General features: G+C 68.0%; 13 protein-coding genes. 3 read left to right on the top strand and 10 right to left on the bottom strand.

All coding sequences use genetic code 11. The features are described 5' to 3' along the window. Positions 1 to 11: 11 nt before the first annotated feature. From ACMV5O_RS00820 to ACMV5O_RS00835, 4 genes are all read right to left on the bottom strand, one after another. Positions 12 to 1,568 carry a TIGR03016 family PEP-CTERM system-associated outer membrane protein gene (locus ACMV5O_RS00820; protein WP_416161680.1) on the bottom strand — a complete coding sequence of 519 codons (1,557 nt, stop codon included), beginning with the start codon at positions 1,566 to 1,568 and terminating at the stop codon, positions 12 to 14. Further along, the gene (locus ACMV5O_RS00825) at positions 1,531 to 2,502 is read right to left on the bottom strand and encodes an XrtA-associated tyrosine autokinase (RefSeq protein WP_416161681.1); all 972 of its coding nucleotides are present in this window, start codon (positions 2,500 to 2,502) and stop codon (positions 1,531 to 1,533) included. Before ACMV5O_RS00825 ends, ACMV5O_RS00820 begins: the two co-directional genes overlap by 38 nt. 13 nt (positions 2,503 to 2,515) lie before the next feature. Next, the gene (locus tag ACMV5O_RS00830) at positions 2,516 to 4,057 is read right to left on the bottom strand and encodes an XrtA system polysaccharide chain length determinant (RefSeq protein ID WP_416161682.1); all 1,542 of its coding nucleotides are present in this window, start codon (positions 4,055 to 4,057) and stop codon (positions 2,516 to 2,518) included. 70 nt (positions 4,058 to 4,127) lie between these two features. Then, on the bottom strand, positions 4,128 to 4,709 hold the full coding sequence (locus ACMV5O_RS00835) for an XrtA/PEP-CTERM system exopolysaccharide export protein (protein WP_416161683.1): 582 nt from the start codon (positions 4,707 to 4,709) through the stop codon (positions 4,128 to 4,130). 295 nt (positions 4,710 to 5,004) lie between these two features. On the opposite strand from ACMV5O_RS00835, the gene ACMV5O_RS00840 reads away from it, so the two are divergent. Beyond that, complete coding sequence (locus ACMV5O_RS00840; RefSeq protein ID WP_416161684.1) at positions 5,005 to 5,790, top strand: N-acyl amino acid synthase FeeM domain-containing protein; 786 nt, start codon at positions 5,005 to 5,007, stop codon at positions 5,788 to 5,790. A 10-nt stretch (positions 5,791 to 5,800) separates the two neighbouring features. Here ACMV5O_RS00840 and ACMV5O_RS00845 read toward each other — a convergent pair whose 3' ends face one another. Together ACMV5O_RS00845 and ACMV5O_RS00850 are read right to left on the bottom strand one after the other, a co-directional pair. After that, complete coding sequence (locus ACMV5O_RS00845) at positions 5,801 to 7,201, bottom strand: DUF1302 family protein (protein WP_416161685.1); 1,401 nt, start codon at positions 7,199 to 7,201, stop codon at positions 5,801 to 5,803. 11 nt (positions 7,202 to 7,212) lie between these two features. Continuing rightward, a complete protein-coding gene (locus tag ACMV5O_RS00850; protein WP_416161686.1) occupies positions 7,213 to 7,962 on the bottom strand; it encodes an ABC transporter ATP-binding protein in 750 nt (249 codons plus the stop codon). A gap of 44 nt (positions 7,963 to 8,006) precedes the next feature. Here ACMV5O_RS00850 and ACMV5O_RS00855 point away from each other — a divergent pair, with 44 nt between their 5' ends. Continuing rightward, the gene (locus ACMV5O_RS00855) at positions 8,007 to 8,786 is read left to right on the top strand and encodes an outer membrane lipoprotein-sorting protein (RefSeq protein WP_416161687.1); all 780 of its coding nucleotides are present in this window, start codon (positions 8,007 to 8,009) and stop codon (positions 8,784 to 8,786) included. A gap of 15 nt (positions 8,787 to 8,801) precedes the next feature. Here ACMV5O_RS00855 and ACMV5O_RS00860 read toward each other — a convergent pair whose 3' ends face one another. The 4 genes from ACMV5O_RS00860 to ACMV5O_RS00875 form a co-directional block, all read right to left on the bottom strand. Continuing rightward, positions 8,802 to 10,211, bottom strand: a complete 1,410-nt coding sequence (locus tag ACMV5O_RS00860; protein ID WP_416161688.1) for an MBL fold metallo-hydrolase RNA specificity domain-containing protein — start codon at positions 10,209 to 10,211, stop codon at positions 8,802 to 8,804. Positions 10,212 to 10,284: 73 nt separating this feature from the next. Beyond that, complete coding sequence (locus ACMV5O_RS00865) at positions 10,285 to 11,697, bottom strand: sigma-54-dependent transcriptional regulator (protein WP_416161689.1); 1,413 nt, start codon at positions 11,695 to 11,697, stop codon at positions 10,285 to 10,287. Next, positions 11,694 to 13,304 carry a sensor histidine kinase gene (locus tag ACMV5O_RS00870; RefSeq protein WP_416161690.1) on the bottom strand — a complete coding sequence of 537 codons (1,611 nt, stop codon included), beginning with the start codon at positions 13,302 to 13,304 and terminating at the stop codon, positions 11,694 to 11,696. Before ACMV5O_RS00870 ends, ACMV5O_RS00865 begins: the two co-directional genes overlap by 4 nt. Continuing rightward, on the bottom strand, positions 13,270 to 13,515 hold the full coding sequence (locus ACMV5O_RS00875; RefSeq protein WP_324537724.1) for a PP0621 family protein: 246 nt from the start codon (positions 13,513 to 13,515) through the stop codon (positions 13,270 to 13,272). The genes ACMV5O_RS00870 and ACMV5O_RS00875 overlap by 35 nt, the downstream gene beginning before the upstream one ends. Before the next feature lie 152 nt (positions 13,516 to 13,667). Between ACMV5O_RS00875 and ACMV5O_RS00880 the strand changes: the two genes are divergently transcribed. Next, complete coding sequence (locus tag ACMV5O_RS00880; protein WP_416161691.1) at positions 13,668 to 14,825, top strand: pyridoxal phosphate-dependent aminotransferase; 1,158 nt, start codon at positions 13,668 to 13,670, stop codon at positions 14,823 to 14,825. Positions 14,826 to 14,828: the final 3 nt, after the last annotated feature.

Raw genomic sequence — 14,828 nt, forward strand, 5'->3', positions numbered from 1 at the left:
CGGGTGTCCGGTCAGAAGCGCATGCCGAGCGTGGCGGTGATGGCGTTCTCGGTGTAGTCGGTGGAGCCCTCGGCCTTCTGGTAGCGGTAGCGCAGGCTGGTCTGGGTATTGGGGCCGAGCGTGCGGCTCACGCCCAGCGAGCCCAGCAGGCGTGTGGTCTCGAGCGTGGGGTCGTCGCGCCCTTCGGATTCGGAGCGCGTGAGGCTGGCATCGAGCGAGCTGGTGCCGGTGAGCTGGTGACTCCAGGCCACGGTCGCCGAGGTGGTGCGCACGCGGTCGGTGTTGAGGAAGTCGTCGCCCGGCAGCAAGCCGGAGATGTTGCTGACCAGCGAGCGGTCGGCGCGAGTGACGGAAAAGCTCAAGGTGTTGCGCACCCCGAGCAGCGAGAAGCCGCCGCCCACCGACTGATTTACGTAGGCGGCATTGGAGCGCAGGCTGACGATGCCGAGACACTCGAGCAGGAGCAACTGCCGCAGCGTTGGGTCGGTGACGTCGGGCCGGTAGGCCGGGTTGGACACCAGGCTGAGGCAGGCCTGGTCGAACACGAAGGCGTTACCGAGTTCCTGCGCCGTGGACGACAGATCCCTTGACGCGTTGACGAACCATACCGAGCGCCGCATGCGGTGATTGAAGCTGAAGTCGTAGCCGCGGCCGAAGATGCGGTCCTCGACCGTCGCCGAGATCGCGGTGCGATCCGTGGGGTACCAGTCGAAGCCGCCACCGACGATGCTGCCGCTGTCCTCGCGGCCGTTGTCGTAGTCGTTGGACTCGTGGCCGACGATGCCGCGCAGCCGGAACTGAGGCGAGAGGTTGGCGAACAGGGTGCCGCGCACCGTCTCCTCGGTGCGCGAACTGGTCGCCGCCGTGCCGCCGTCGGATTCGGTACGGCTGTAGGCAACACCCCAGCCGAAGAAGCGAAAGCCGCCCGGATCGGCCAGATTGACGCTCAAGGTATCCACGCTCTGGTTGCCCAGGCCTTCGCTGCCGGAGGTGATGCCACGCGAGGAGTACTGCACCGAGCCCCTGGCCGATTCGCCGAAGCGCAGCTCGGACTCGAGCCGCGGCGCGATGGACCAGGTGCGCGTTTCATTGGCCCGGCTCGAGGCGAGCGGATCCCCGGCTGCGCCGCCCGAGAACGCCGACAGGTTGTTGCGGCTGATGCCGGCGTCGAAGTCGAGGAACAGGAGATCCTCGATCGCTTCGAAGCTCCCGCTGCCCTGGAGGCTGAGAAAGGACGTGTTGTTGTCCGTGTTGTCGGCGTAGAGCAGGTTGCGCAAGCGTGCACTGAGGCTGCCGCTGAGCCGACCGCTGGTGCGCGAGACCGAAATGCCGGGCGAGACTTCAAGAATCCAGTCCGAGCCGCCCCCACCCGCTGTCCCGCCCCGGGATGCACTGGCGTTGTCGGTCCAGGTGAGTTCGGTGTCGAGGGTCGGCGTGACACGGACGGATTGCGCATGCGCGCTGCCGCCGACGCCGAGCACGGCGAGCGCCAGGGCGCCGAACCACTGCCCCCTGACGGCGCGCCTTGGCTCAGACCGCCTGCGGCTGGGCTTCCTGCGCTTGTCCATGTCCATATCCGTATCCATAGCCGTAACCGTAGCCGTAGTAGCCACCCACCGAACGCTCACGGGACTTGTTGAGCACCATGAGCCGCACGGCGCAGTCCTCAACGGTGTTCAGTGCCTGCCTCACGTGGGCATGGGTGGTGCGCTCGGCCTCGACGACCAGCACCACCTGCCCCATGTGCGTGGCCAGCACGCGGGATTCGGTGGTGACCAGAACAGGCGGCGAATCGAAGATGATGATGCGATCGGCGTAGCGGTGCGCCATCTGATCGAGCAGGTGGTCCATGGCCTCGGAGGCCAGCAGCTCGGTCGCGCGCTGATGCGGCATGCCCGCGGGGAGGATGGAGAGCTTGTCGATGTTGGTCTTGAGCAGCACCTCGCGCAGGTCGGCCACTTCGCCGGCCAGCACGTCCATGAGGCCAGGCTGCGCCGGCAGGCCGAGCTCGCGCAGGACCGACGGACGGGAGACGTCGGCATCGACCAGCAGCACCGTGTAGTCGAGCTCCATCGCCATGCTGATGGCGAGGTTGATGGCGTTGAAGGTCTTGCCCTCGCCCGGCAGGGCGCTGGTGATCATGATGAGGTTGCCGTTCTCGATTGCGGCCGGGCCCTCATCGGTGGCGTTGTGCAGCAGCGGGCGCTTGATGATGCGGAACTCTTCCGCGATCGAGCTGCGCGGTTGATCGGGGGTGACGAAGCCTCGCGCGGCCAGGCGCTCGAGGTCGATCCGCACCGAGCGCGCGGGCGTGCGCGGCGGCTCGCCGGCTACGGGCGCGGCGGACGCCGCTGGCGCGGCCTTGGCAGGCGCTGCCTTGGTGGCGACGACCGGCTCGGCTACCGGTTCGGGTGCAGCAGGCGCCTGGCCCTGCTCTGCGGGCTCGCTGGCCGCTTGCTTCAAGCGGTCGAGACGTTCGACTGCTTTCTCGATAATGCTCATCGTTTGGTTCCGTTCAGCCCTGCAGGATCTGGAGTGCGACCGTGGCCATCGCGAACACGCCGGCATAGGCCGCGAGTCCGGTACCGAAGGCGATCAGGCCGTTGCGGCGTTTGCGCCGGCGCTCGGGCGTCGGCAGCATGGACACCGTGCCGAGGACGGGCAGGCCGCTGATCTCGCGCAACTGACGCGGGTCACTGAAGGCAGGACGCAGCTGACTGATCAGGAAGGTCAGCGCGAAGCCCGCACCCAGGCCGACGAGCGCGGCGAGCGGCAGCAACAGCAGGCGGTTCGGCGCCGACGGCTTGTTGGGCAGCGAGGGCGGATCGATGACGCGGAAGTCGGCGATCCCGGACTGCGAGCTCATCTCGGCGGCGATGTTGGCGGATTCGCGACGCGAAACCAGCGCATCGTAGTTGCTCTTGTGCACGCTGTAGTCGCGGTTGAGCTGGGCCATCTCGGTCTCGAGCTCGGGAATGCGCTGGGCGTCTTCCTGGAGCCGCAGCAGCCGGCTCTCGAACTCACCGACACGGGCACGCAGGGAGGCTACCCGCGCCTCGCCCTGCGCGAGCGCGAGCTTGGTCTGCTCGATGCCCGAGCCCATGCCGTAGCCGCCGAACTGACCCATGGACGGGTTCTCACGCATCTGGGCCAGCTGCTCCTGCTTCTGCTTTTCGAGATCCTCGATGACGCGGCGGGCGCCGATCACATCGGGGTGGAGCTCGGTGTAGCGCTGCAGCAGGTCGTCGAGGCTGCGTTTGAGGGCGTCGATGCGCGCGTCGAGCTCGGGCGTGGCCATCATCGGCGGCGGGGCGAGCTCGTCGTCCGAGGGGTTGCTCGACAGCTGCTGGCGCATGGCGTCGCGCGAATTTTCCGCCTCGCGCAGTTCGAGCTGGGCCTGGCGCAATTGCTCGGTGACATCCGCGATCTGGCTGATGTAGTCGCGCGTGCCGGCTCCGATCAGCGCCATGTTGCGCAGACGGAAATCCTTCAGGCGATTCTCGGCCTCGGTGAGCTTTTGCTCATAGGCGCGGATCTGCTCCTCAATGAAGCGACGCGCGGTATCGGTGTCCTGGCGCTTGCCGCCCAGACCCGATTCGACGAACAGCGACAGCATGGACTGCACCACGCGCTGGGCGCGCTCGGGCTGTGTATCGCTGAAGGAGAGCGTGAACAGGTTGTCGCCCCGACCGGACTGGATGCGCAGGCGATTGGTCACCGAAGCGATCAGGGCCTCACGCTGCTCCGGGTTCTGCGCAGTGAGATCGAGGTCGGCCATCGTGATCAGCTTCTCGACGTTGGGCCGACTGATCAGGGTCCGGCTCAGCATGTCGATCTGCTGGCCGACGTTGGGTTGCACGGCCAGCCCCGACATGAGCGGCCGCAGGATCGATTGCGTGTCGACGTGGATGCGCGCGCTCGACTGATAGGTGTCGGGCATCGTGTAGATCACCACGCCACCGACCACGCCCACGATCCAGGCCAGCGCCATGCCCCACCAGCGAAAGCGCCACATGCCGCGCAGGTAGCCGATGACTTGTGTTACGAGTTCTTCCATGAGTCCGTGCCGTGCTGCGCGCCGCGCCAGCGCCCGTGAGGGGCGGACGGCGCGGCGTCGGGATGAAAAATCAGAACCAGCTCTGCGGGATGATGAGCACGTCGCCCGGACGCATCTCGACGTTGGCCGAGACGTCGCCGCGCTTGACGAGATCGCGAATGCGGACGCTGTACTGCTTGTTGCCTTCTGCCGTGCGCAGGATCGATGCCCCGTTGCCATCCGCGAAGTCGGTCAGCCCGCCGACGGCAATCATGACGTCGAGCAGGGTCATCTTCTGCTTGTACGGAAGCGCCTGCGGATTGGCCGCCTCGCCGATGACGCGGATCTGCTCGCTGTAGGGACCGACAAAACCACCGACGATGACCGTGACGACAGGATCACGGATGTACTTGGCAAGATGCTGCTCGATGTCGCGCGCCAGGGTGGTGGAGTCCTTGCCCATCGCAGGCAGGTCCTCGACCAGCGGCGCGGTGAGCTTGCCGTCGGGACGAACCGGCACGGAGGTGGACAGCTCGGGATTGCGCCACACGCTGATATTGACCGAGTCGCCCGGACCGATCACGTAGTTGTAATCCGCGTCCGCAGCGGACGCCGGGGCAGGCGGAAACTTCGACGCACAACCGGCCAAGCCGCCGACGACCAGCGCCAGCATCAGAAAACGACCCAGCGCCACCCACGCGCCCCGAATACTGCTGACCATGACACGCCCCCTGTGTTATCTCAAGACCGGCAATGATACGACGCCAATGTTTCCTTTGCGATGCTACGCGGATGGTCGCAACGCAGCGCAGGAACAAATGCACACAATCGCTTACACTGCGAACTAATCAGCGGCGGTAGATTCCGGAACATTTGCTGCAACAGGAAGACGCTCTCGCGGGATTGGGCGAGCGAGGCGTTGGAGCGAAGCTGTCCCCGAACATCAAAACGAGAACCCGGCCACTCCTATGCAACCACCACTCTCCGCGCTGGGCGCCGCATACGCGTCCAAGGCGGGCAAGGCCGTGCGCTTTGCTCCCGCCTCGCCGTTGACCAGCAGAGCGGGGCAGCCCGTTTCGCTACCTCATGACCCTCACCTCGCGCCGAACCTGTCGTTCGAGCGCAACGGCTTCCAGATCCGCATCGCCAATGGCTGCGACGTTCTGAAGAAGCAGACGACCAAGCTCATCGAGCGCATGTACTCGGCGCGCGGCCTGTTTCCCTACGGCATGCACGCCGAGCTGGACCGTCGCGACATCACCGTCGTCGCCCTGCGTGAGCATCACGCAGTGGCGACCCTGACGCTGCGCATGGACCACGGCGCTGGGCTGCTGGCAGATACCTTGTACCGCAAGGAGATCGACGCGGTCAGAAATATCGGCGGCCGAGTGTGCGAAATTACACGCTTGGCGATCGATCCCGAGCTCGGATCGCACGATGCGCTGGCGGGACTGCTGCAGGCGCTCTATGTGCTGGCAAGGCTGACCCAGCGCATGACCGACATCTTCATCGAGGTGCACCCGCGCCATGCGCGCTTCTATCAGCGCATCTTCGGCTACCGCATGGCGGGACCGGAGCGGATCTGCCCGCGCGTGGGCGCAGCGGCCGTGTTGCTGCACCTGTCGCAACAGGAGTTCGAGCGCTCGCTGGCCTACCACGAGAACCTGGCGGCACGGCGGCCGCAGCGTGTGCAGCGCCTGCTGCCATCGGAGACCGAACTGCAGGCGGTGCTGAAGGGCTTCGAAGCCGCCTGAGGGGCGGCGGTCAGAACCAGTGGCGCAGCTCGACGTAGGCGCGGTCGCTGCGGTCGTAGGCGCTGAATAGCCCATCCCCGCTGCCACCAAACACGTCGACACCCGTGACGGCGCGCCAGGCGGGCGCGAACTTCCAGGTGAGCTTGGGGCGCAGCATGTAGTCGGAGCGATTGAGGCTGGACACCGCGAGGAGCTCCATCTCGATCTCACTGCCGACCGTGTGCACGGCCTGGAAGGTGACGCCGGTTTCGCTGCGGTCGCTGATCATGTGCGGACGGTGCTCGTCCAGCCAGCGGCCATAGAGCTGCGCATTGAAGCGCCAGTCGCTGCCAGCCGGGACGTCGACGCCGACCGCGTAATCGACCATCGCGGTCTTCTCCAGCCCCACGAGCACACCGCCCGGCACCGGCGTGAACGTATTGACCCCGCGCCCACGGGTATGCACCGCCTCGCCCTTGAGCACGAAGCTGCCGAGATCCTTGCTGAAGGTGCCGCCGAGCTGGTGCAGGCGCTCGTGACGCAGCGAGGCCGCACCGGGCGTGACTTCGTATACGGTGGGCGAGATGTCGTAGCTGCGATAGTAGAAGGCCGACAGGTCCCAGCCATCGACGAGGTGGGAGATGCGCGCACCATAGTTGCCGTTGCTCACGCTGTCCGACGGCTCGTGCTCGGTGACCAGGGTGCCGGCCGGCAGCCATGGAAAGGCGTAGAAGTCGCCGCCGGGCTTGCCGATCTCGTCGAAGCTGGGCTTGGGAATCCACAGCAGCTCGAAGTGGGTGTCGGTGCCGAAATATTCGGCACGCGCGGCCCACTGACCGATCCGCATGCTTTCGAATTCGGGCAGCAGGAAGTCGCGCAGGTCGCGGGCGGAGACCACGTCGGCAAAGAAGAAGCCGACCATCTCGCCCCAGATGATGTGCTGCCGCCCGAAGCGGAATTCCCACTCACCGTGACCGATGTCGACATAGGCCTCGCGCAGCATGAAGTCGCGGCGCTGGTCGCGGCGCACGGCCGCCGGGTAATACTGATCCTCGAGATCGAAGGCGCCATCGACGTCGCCCCGCGCGGTGAGCTTCCAGCGCGCGCGCGGCGCAAGCTGGCCACTGCCGGTGAGTTCGGCGCGGGCGCGCAGGTGCGACCAGCGGTCGGGCTCGGGCAGGGTGTAGGCGGCGGCAAACTCGGCGTAGCCGCTCCACTTGATGCCGCTGCCGGCCGCCGCCGCCGCGCCTGCCGGGGCACCGACATCGAGTAGCGCATCGAGCTCGGCATCGAGCGCTGCATCGTCCTCCATGGTATCCGCGGCCAACTCGAGTTCATCCGCGGCGGTCGCGACTGCGGTGGCGGACACGGTGAGCACACCCAGGAGGGCGCACGCGAGCGCGTTCAGGGCAAGCTTGTTCGGTACGGGCATGGCTGACCTTTCTAGATTTCGGAGTCTTCTTCGTCGCGCGGCCGACGGTCCTGCACGAAAACCCAGCGCCCGTCGGCCTTCATGCCCAGCGCCGTAATCTGGCCGTCGGCGATGCGGACGAGTCGGTCTGCCATGTTCATGACCTTGCGGTCGTGGGTGGAGAAGACGAAGGTGGTGCCGGAGTGACGGTTGATGTCGCGCATCAGCTTGAGAATGCTCGAGCCCGTCTTGCTGTCGAGGTTGGCGGTGGGCTCGTCGGCGAGCACGATCTTGGAGTGGGTGGCGAGGGCACGCGCGATCGCCACGCGCTGACGCTGACCGCCCGACAGTTGGTTGGGCCGATGGTCGGCATACTTCTTCAGCCCCACCATGCCGAGGTAGTGCGCGACGCGCTCGGCGCGGTCCTTCTTCGACAGCTCGGGCATCTGCAGCAGCGGGTATTCGACGTTTTCTTCCGCCGACAGCACGGGCAGCAGGTTAAAGGTCTGGAAAATGAAGCCGATGGTACGGGCACGCAGGTCGGCCAGTTCGTCCGGGGTGCGATTGGACACATCATGCCCGTCGATGACGACCTGCCCCGCGCTTGGGGTGTCGATGCAGCCGATGATGTTGAGCAGGGTAGACTTGCCGCTGCCGGAGGGGCCGGCGATGGCAAGGAAGACACCGGGCTCGATGGACAAGGAAACGTCATCGAGCGCCTGGACGATCTGCTCGCCCAGACGGAAACTCTTGCTCACGTGTTCGATCTGGACGACGGGCATCTGGACGACCGAAAATTGACGAAAACGCCGAAAGGATAGCACTCATGACGCACAGTTTACGATCCCGTCGCCACTTCATCGCCACCCTCGCCGGTGGCCTGCTGTTGCCGGCCTTCGGGCGCGCCGCCGATACGCCGGCGGCAGCCGACGCCGAGGCCGTGCGCCTGGTGACGGCGGCTGACGCGATCCGCTTTCCGCGCGAAAGCTTCCAGACCGAGATCACGGTGCGCAATTTCAGCGACGGCGTCGAGGGCGACGCACGCAAGTTCCGCGTGCTGTCGCGCGGCAACGAGAACACCATCGTGCTGACCCTGGAGCCGGCCACCGAGCGCGGCCAGGCCCTGCTGATGCGAGGTCGCGACCTGTGGGTGTTCATGCCCGCCGTGTCGCAGCCGGTGCGCCTGTCGCTGGCACAGCGGCTGACCGGCCAGGTTGCCAACGGCGACCTGGCGCGCGCCAACTTTGCCGGCGACTACACGCCCACGGTGGCGGGCCGCGACACGGTGGGCGACGCGTCGGCGGTGGTGCTGGAGCTGGCGGCGGTGGACCGCGGCGTGACCTATGCGCGGGTGAAGTACTGGGTCGGCGAGGCCGACATGCGGCCGCTGAAGGCGGAGTTCTACGCCCTCTCGGGTCGCCTGCTGAAGACCGCGCTGTACGAGGACTTCCGCGACATGGCCGGCCAGTTGCGCCCCACCCGCCTGGTGATGGAGGACGCACTGAAGAAGGGCGAGGTGTCGGTGCTGACCTACGAGAACATGAACGTGCGCGAGCTGCCCGAGCGCATGTTCACCCGCGAGTACATGCGCCGGCTGCAGCAGTGAGCGGGGGCGCCGTGCTCAGGGGATGACCTTCACCTTGCCGCCCGTAACGGCGCTGAGGTGGGTGGCGAAAGCCTGACGCACGCTGTCCTCACCATGCACCAGGCGCACCTCGGCGGGCAGGTGGCGCATACGGGTGATGAAACGGGTGAGGTCATCGCGGTCAGCATGCGCCGAGTAGCCGGACAAGCTGTGGATGCCGGCGCGGATGGCGATGCGCTCGCCGTCGAGCTCGACATAGCCGCCGCGCGGGCCGTAGGTCTGGATCGCGTTGCCGGGCGTGCCGCGCGCCTGGTAGCCGACGAAGACGACGTCGTGGCGCGGATCGCCGAGCATGGCCTTGAGGTAGTTGACCACCCTGCCGCCGGCGCACATGCCGCTGGCGGCGATGACGATCGCCGGCTCGCGGCTGCGCGCAAGGCGGCGCACATTGGCCTCGTGCAGGGCGTGGCTGTCGATGGCAACGAGCTGCTCGTACGACAGCGGCCGGCGTCCGGCGCGTACCCGCGCCTTGGCCTCGGCATCCCAGAACGGCTGCAGCTCGCGGTAGAGCTCGGTGAAACGCTGGGCGAGCGGAGAATCCAGATAGATCCGAAGTTGCGACCACTGCTCGGCGAGCTTGCCGGGCCGCTGGCGCTGCCGGTGCAGGATGTCCTCGAATTCGTAGAGCAGCTCCTGCGTGCGACCGATGCTGAAGGCGGGGATGATCACCGTGCCGCCATCGCGTAAGCCATGCTCGACCACCGCCTGCAGGCGCTCGCGGCGGGCACGGCGGTCTTCGTGATTGCGGTCGCCGTAGGTGGTCTCGAGCACGAGGACATCGGCCTGCCAGGGCGACTGCGGCGCCGGCAGCAGGGGCGCGTGCGGCGCGCCGAGGTCACCCGAGAACAGCACGCGCTTGCGCTGCGGCCAGGCCGCACCGGAGAGCTCGCACTCGACATAGGACGAGCCGAGGATGTGGCCGGCACGCTGCAGGCGGATGCGGCAGGTGGCGTCGGGGCTGCGGTAGAGCGTGTGCCATTGGCGGTAGGGCAAGGCACGGATGCGTGGCTCGATGAGCTTGAGGTAACGCTCGACGAGATCCTTGTTGCGACTGACACCGACCGCGAAGGCATCGGCGAGCACCGTGGGCAGCAGCCGTGCCGAGGGCTCGCTGCAGAAGATCGGCCCCTTGAAACCCGCCGCGAGCAACCACGGCAGGCGGCCGCAGTGGTCGATATGGACATGGGTGAGCACGAGCGCACCAATGCCCTTGACCGGGAAGTCGATGTCGAGCTGATTGGCGCCCGCCCTGCCGTCGGGCGACGTCTCGGCGCCCTGGAACAGCCCGCAGTCGATGAGCAGGCTGTTGTCGTCCTCGATGAAGAGCTGATGGCAGGAGCCGGTGACGCCATTGCGGGCGCCGTGATGGAGGATGGTCGGAGTCATGGGCCGATTCTATATTTCGATGCCACCCATGCCAAATGGAAGCCCCTCCCCTTCCGACGCACGCCTTCCAGCCCTACTCCATGCCCCACTTCTGCAGCCGGTAGCGCAACTGGCGCAGCGTCATGCCGAGCTTGCGCGCCGCGGCGCTGCGGTTCCAGCGCGTCTGCTCGAGCGCGTGCAGGATGCGCAGGCGCTCGACCTCGTCGCCCGCCGCCTCTGTCGTCGGATCCATGCCGGGCTCGATCGCCGGCGCTTCGTGCGGTGCCGTCGCCCCCAGGCCGAAGCCCGAGTCGGTGAGCCAGCCTGCAGCGCAGGGATCGGGGTGGAGCTCGATGTCGGCGGCGCCGATCTCCTCGCCCTCGCACAGCGCGCAAGCGCGCTCGAGCAGATTCTCGAGCTCACGCACGTTGCCGGGAAAGGCGTAGCCCTGCAGCGCGCGCATCGCCTCGGCCGACAGCCGGTGGGGGGCGCCGCCCTCGCGCGCGGCGAGGCGGGCGAGGATGTGTCGGGCCAGCTCGGGCACGTCCTCGCGCCGCTCGCGCAGCGGCGGCACGCGCAGCGTGATGACGTTGATGCGGAAGAAGAGATCCTGACGGAAGCGCCCTTCGGCGACGAGACGGCCAAGGTCCTGGTGCGAAGCCGACAGCAGGCGCACATCGACCGGCTCCTCGGCATGGGCGCCGACCGGGCGCACCGCACGCTCCTGGATCGCGCGCAGCAGCTTGACCTGCATCGCCAGCGGCAGCTCGCCGATCTCGTCGAGGAACAGCGTGCCGCCGCTGGCGGCCTGGAACAGGCCCTCCTTGTCGCTCGCGGCGCCGGTGAAGCTGCCCTTGCGGTGGCCGAAGAACTCGCTCTCCATCAGCTCGGGCGAGATCGCGCCGCAGTTAACCGGCACGAAGGGACCGGCCGCGCGCGCGCCCAGGCTGTGGATGAAGCGGGCGATGACCTCCTTGCCGGTGCCCGATTCACCATGGATGAAGACCGGCGCCTGGTTACGGGCGAGCTTCTCGGCCTGACTGCGCAGATGCAGGAAGGCCGGGGAATGGCCGATCAGGGCCCGCTCGGGCGCGACCGCGGCCGACTCGCCGCTGCGCAGCTTGAGGGCGTGGGTGACGAGCTCGCGCAAGGCCTTGAGCTCGACCGGCTTGGTGACGAAATCGAAGGCGCCGAGCTTGAGCGCGCGGATGGCGGTCTCGATGCTGCCGAAGGCGGTGATGACCGCGACCGGCAGGCCGGGCTGGCAGGCCTGGATGTGCTCCACCAGCTCGAGGCCATCGCCGTCGGGCAGGCGCATGTCGGTGAGGCACAGCCGGTAACGCCGCGCCGCAAGCTGCGCGCGCGCCTCGGCCACCGAGCCGGCGGTGTCGCAGGCCAGGCCCATGCGCATCAGGGACAGTTCGAGCAGTTCGCGGATGTCCTCCTCGTCGTCGACGACGAGGACATCGATGGACTGGGGGCGGTTGCGGCGGTCGACGAGGGTCATGGCGAGGTGGGTCCGGTCAGCACCAGGTCGGCACCCGTGGCGGCAGTGGCGGCGAGCTCGAGGGTGGCGTCGTTGGCCTCGGCCAGCTCGCGGGCGATGTAGAGGCCCAGCCCGGTGCCCTTGGGGTGGGTGGTGAAGAAGGGTTCGAACATGTGCGCGCGGGTGCGCTCGTCGAAGCCGGGGCCGTCATCGGCCACATGCAGCGCGATACGCTCGCCCGCCAGCGGCTCGGCGTGCAGGCGAACCGAACCCGGCTGGCGCGAGCAGTAGCGGCAGGCATTGGCAAGCAGGTTGTCGAGGATCTGGTGCAGGTGGGCGCGATCGATGGCGAGCGTGAGCGCGGCGTCGATGTCGATGGCGTAGAGGGCGGCTTCGTCCGGATCGCGGAACACGCGCGCGTCGATGACCTCGCGCACGAAGGCGGCCAGCGGCAGCGCCTCGGGCATGGCCTGCTCACGGCGGCCGAGCGCGAGCACGTCGCGGATCATGCGCTCGATGCGCAGCGCGTTGTCGTTGATGATGCGCACCAGCCTGGCCTGCATCTCGCCGCGCTTCTCGTCCCGCAGCAGCTCGGCCGCCTGGGTGACGGCCGACAGCGGGTTGCGGATCTCGTGCGCCATGCTGGCGGTGAGGCGGCCGAGGGCGGCGAGCTTGATCTGCTGCAGCTGGCGCTGGATGTCGTCGAAATCGGTGAGGTAGAGCAAGGTGTCGCCCGCCGCGGCGCTGCCAGGCTCGCCCAGCACCGCGCGACAGCGCAGCAGCCGCCCGGCAGCACCGATGCGCAACAGCCGGCCCTCGACCGGGGCGTCCTGTTGCACGAAGCTGCGAAAGGCATCGTCCAGATCGGCCAGCACGAGCCCCTCGAGCGCTTCGGCGCGGGTGTGGGCCATGCCGAGCAGGCGCATCGCCTGCGGATTGGCGTGCAGGATGCGGCCGCCCGCGTCGACCACGAGGACGCCGTCCTGCATGTCGCGGATGATGTGCTCGCTCACCGCCTGCTGCTTGGCCAGCGCGGCGCCACGCTCGGCGGCGAGCGTGGCGTTGGCCTTGGCGCGCAGCGCGAGCAGGCGCGCGACGAGCGCAATGCCGAAGAAGCCCGCACAGAAGATGCCCACCTGCAGGAAGTCCACCGACTGCCCGCCGACGGCATGGCGCCAGGCGTTCTCGATCAGCACCGCGATGGTGGCGATGGCGGCGAAGAACAACACCATGCGGCCTTCGGCGACGAGGCCGGCGCCGGCCAGCACAACCATCATCAGCGCCGGCATGCCGCTGCGGTAGCCGCCGCTGACCCACATGATCATCGACAGCGCGAGCACATCGACGACCCCCTGGATGGCGATCGCGCGCTCGACGCCCAGCCGCCTCAGGGCGTCGGGGAAGCCGAGGGCGAGCACGGCCCCGAGGTAGGCGAAGGCGACGACCTGATAGACCACCGGGCGCTCGCCGCCCAGGCCGAGCTCGCGCCCGGCAACGAGAAACAGGCCGGCGATGACGAGGCGAAAGAGGTTGAGATAGCGCAGCGAGACGCGGCGCGCACGGTCGAGGTCGACCGGCGCCACCGCCGCATGCTCAGTCGCCACGCGGGCCGGCGTGGCGGTGGGCATCGCAGCAGTAGAAGGCCTCGCCGCTGCGCACGCCCTCGGATTCGGGGACGATCAGGCCGCAGTGCGAACACTCGAGCATGCGCTCGGGCGCAGCCGGCTTGCGCCCGGCTGCGCGGCCGGCGAAGCCGCCCTTGTCCTTGAACCGCCGCAGCGCGCCACGCAACCACCAGGCAGCAATGAAAAGCAGGATGAGGATGAGCAGGTTGCGCACGATGGAGGCCGCGCCCGACAGGCGCCGCAGGCAGTGAAAACTGCGCCGATTCTAGCATGCGGCCCTGCGGCCACTGCCCATGAGGGGCGCGGGTTTGCGACAATGACGGCATCGCCAGCACGCCCCGCCCCGTTCACGCCACCGCCGCCGCCATGCCGACCTTTCCTGCCGCCCTCGAATCCCGCCTGCCGGGCGTGGGCACGACGATCTTCACCGTGATGTCGCGCCTGGCCCAGCGCTGTGGCGCCATCAACCTGTCCCAGGGCTTCCCCGACTTCAATGCCGAGGAGGTGCTGTTCGAGCGGGTCGCGCACTGGATGCGCGCCGGCCACAACCAGTACGCGCCGATGGCCGGCTGCCTGCCGCTGCGCGCGGCGATTGCAGCCAAGGTCGAGGCCCTGTACGGCACGCGCTACGACGTCGAGACCGAGATCACGGTGACCGCGGGCGCGACTCAGGCGCTGTTTACCGCGGTGACCGCCTGCGTGCGCCCGGGCGACGAGGTGATCGTGTTCGAGCCGGTGTACGACTCCTACGTGCCGGCCATCGAGCTCGCCGGCGGCACCCCGTTGCGCCTGCAACTGACCGCCCCCGACTACCGCCCCGACTGGGACGCAGTGGCCGCCGCGATCACGCCGCGCACGCGCATGATCATGATCAACACGCCGCACAATCCCACCGCCACGGTGTGGACGCAGGCCGACCTCGAGCGCCTGGCGGCGCTGACGCGCGGCACCGGCATCGTGGTGGTGGCCGACGAGGTGTATGAGCACATCGTCTTCGATGGCGCAATGCACGCGAGCTGCGCCGCCCACCCCGAGCTGGCCGCACGCAGCTTCGTGGTGTCGAGCTTCGGCAAGACCTACCACATCACCGGCTGGAAGGTGGGCTACGTGCTGGCCCCGCGCGAACTGATGGCCGAGTTCCGTAAGGTGCATCAGTTCAACGTATTCACGGTGAATACGCCCGTGCAGCTCGCGCTCGCCGACTACATGGCCGACGCCTCGCGCCACACCGGGCTGGCTGCCTTCTACCAGGCCAAGCGCGACTTCTTCCGCACGGCGCTGGCGGGCTCGCGCTTCGAGCTGCTGCCTTCGCACGGCACATATTTCCAGCTCGCACGCTATGCGCGCATCAGCGACATGGGCGACGCCGCCTTCTGCGAGCACCTGACGCGCAACGTGGGCGTGGCGGCGATCCCGGTCTCGGCCTTCTTCGCCGACGGCCGCGACGAGCGCGTGATCCGCTTCTGCTTTGCCAAGAACGAGGCCACGCTGGCAGCGGCCTGCGACCGGCTCGCCGCGCTCTGAGGG

Source organism: Thauera sp. WH-1, assembly GCF_047806685.1.
In the GTDB taxonomy this organism is placed as follows: domain Bacteria; phylum Pseudomonadota; class Gammaproteobacteria; order Burkholderiales; family Rhodocyclaceae; genus Thauera.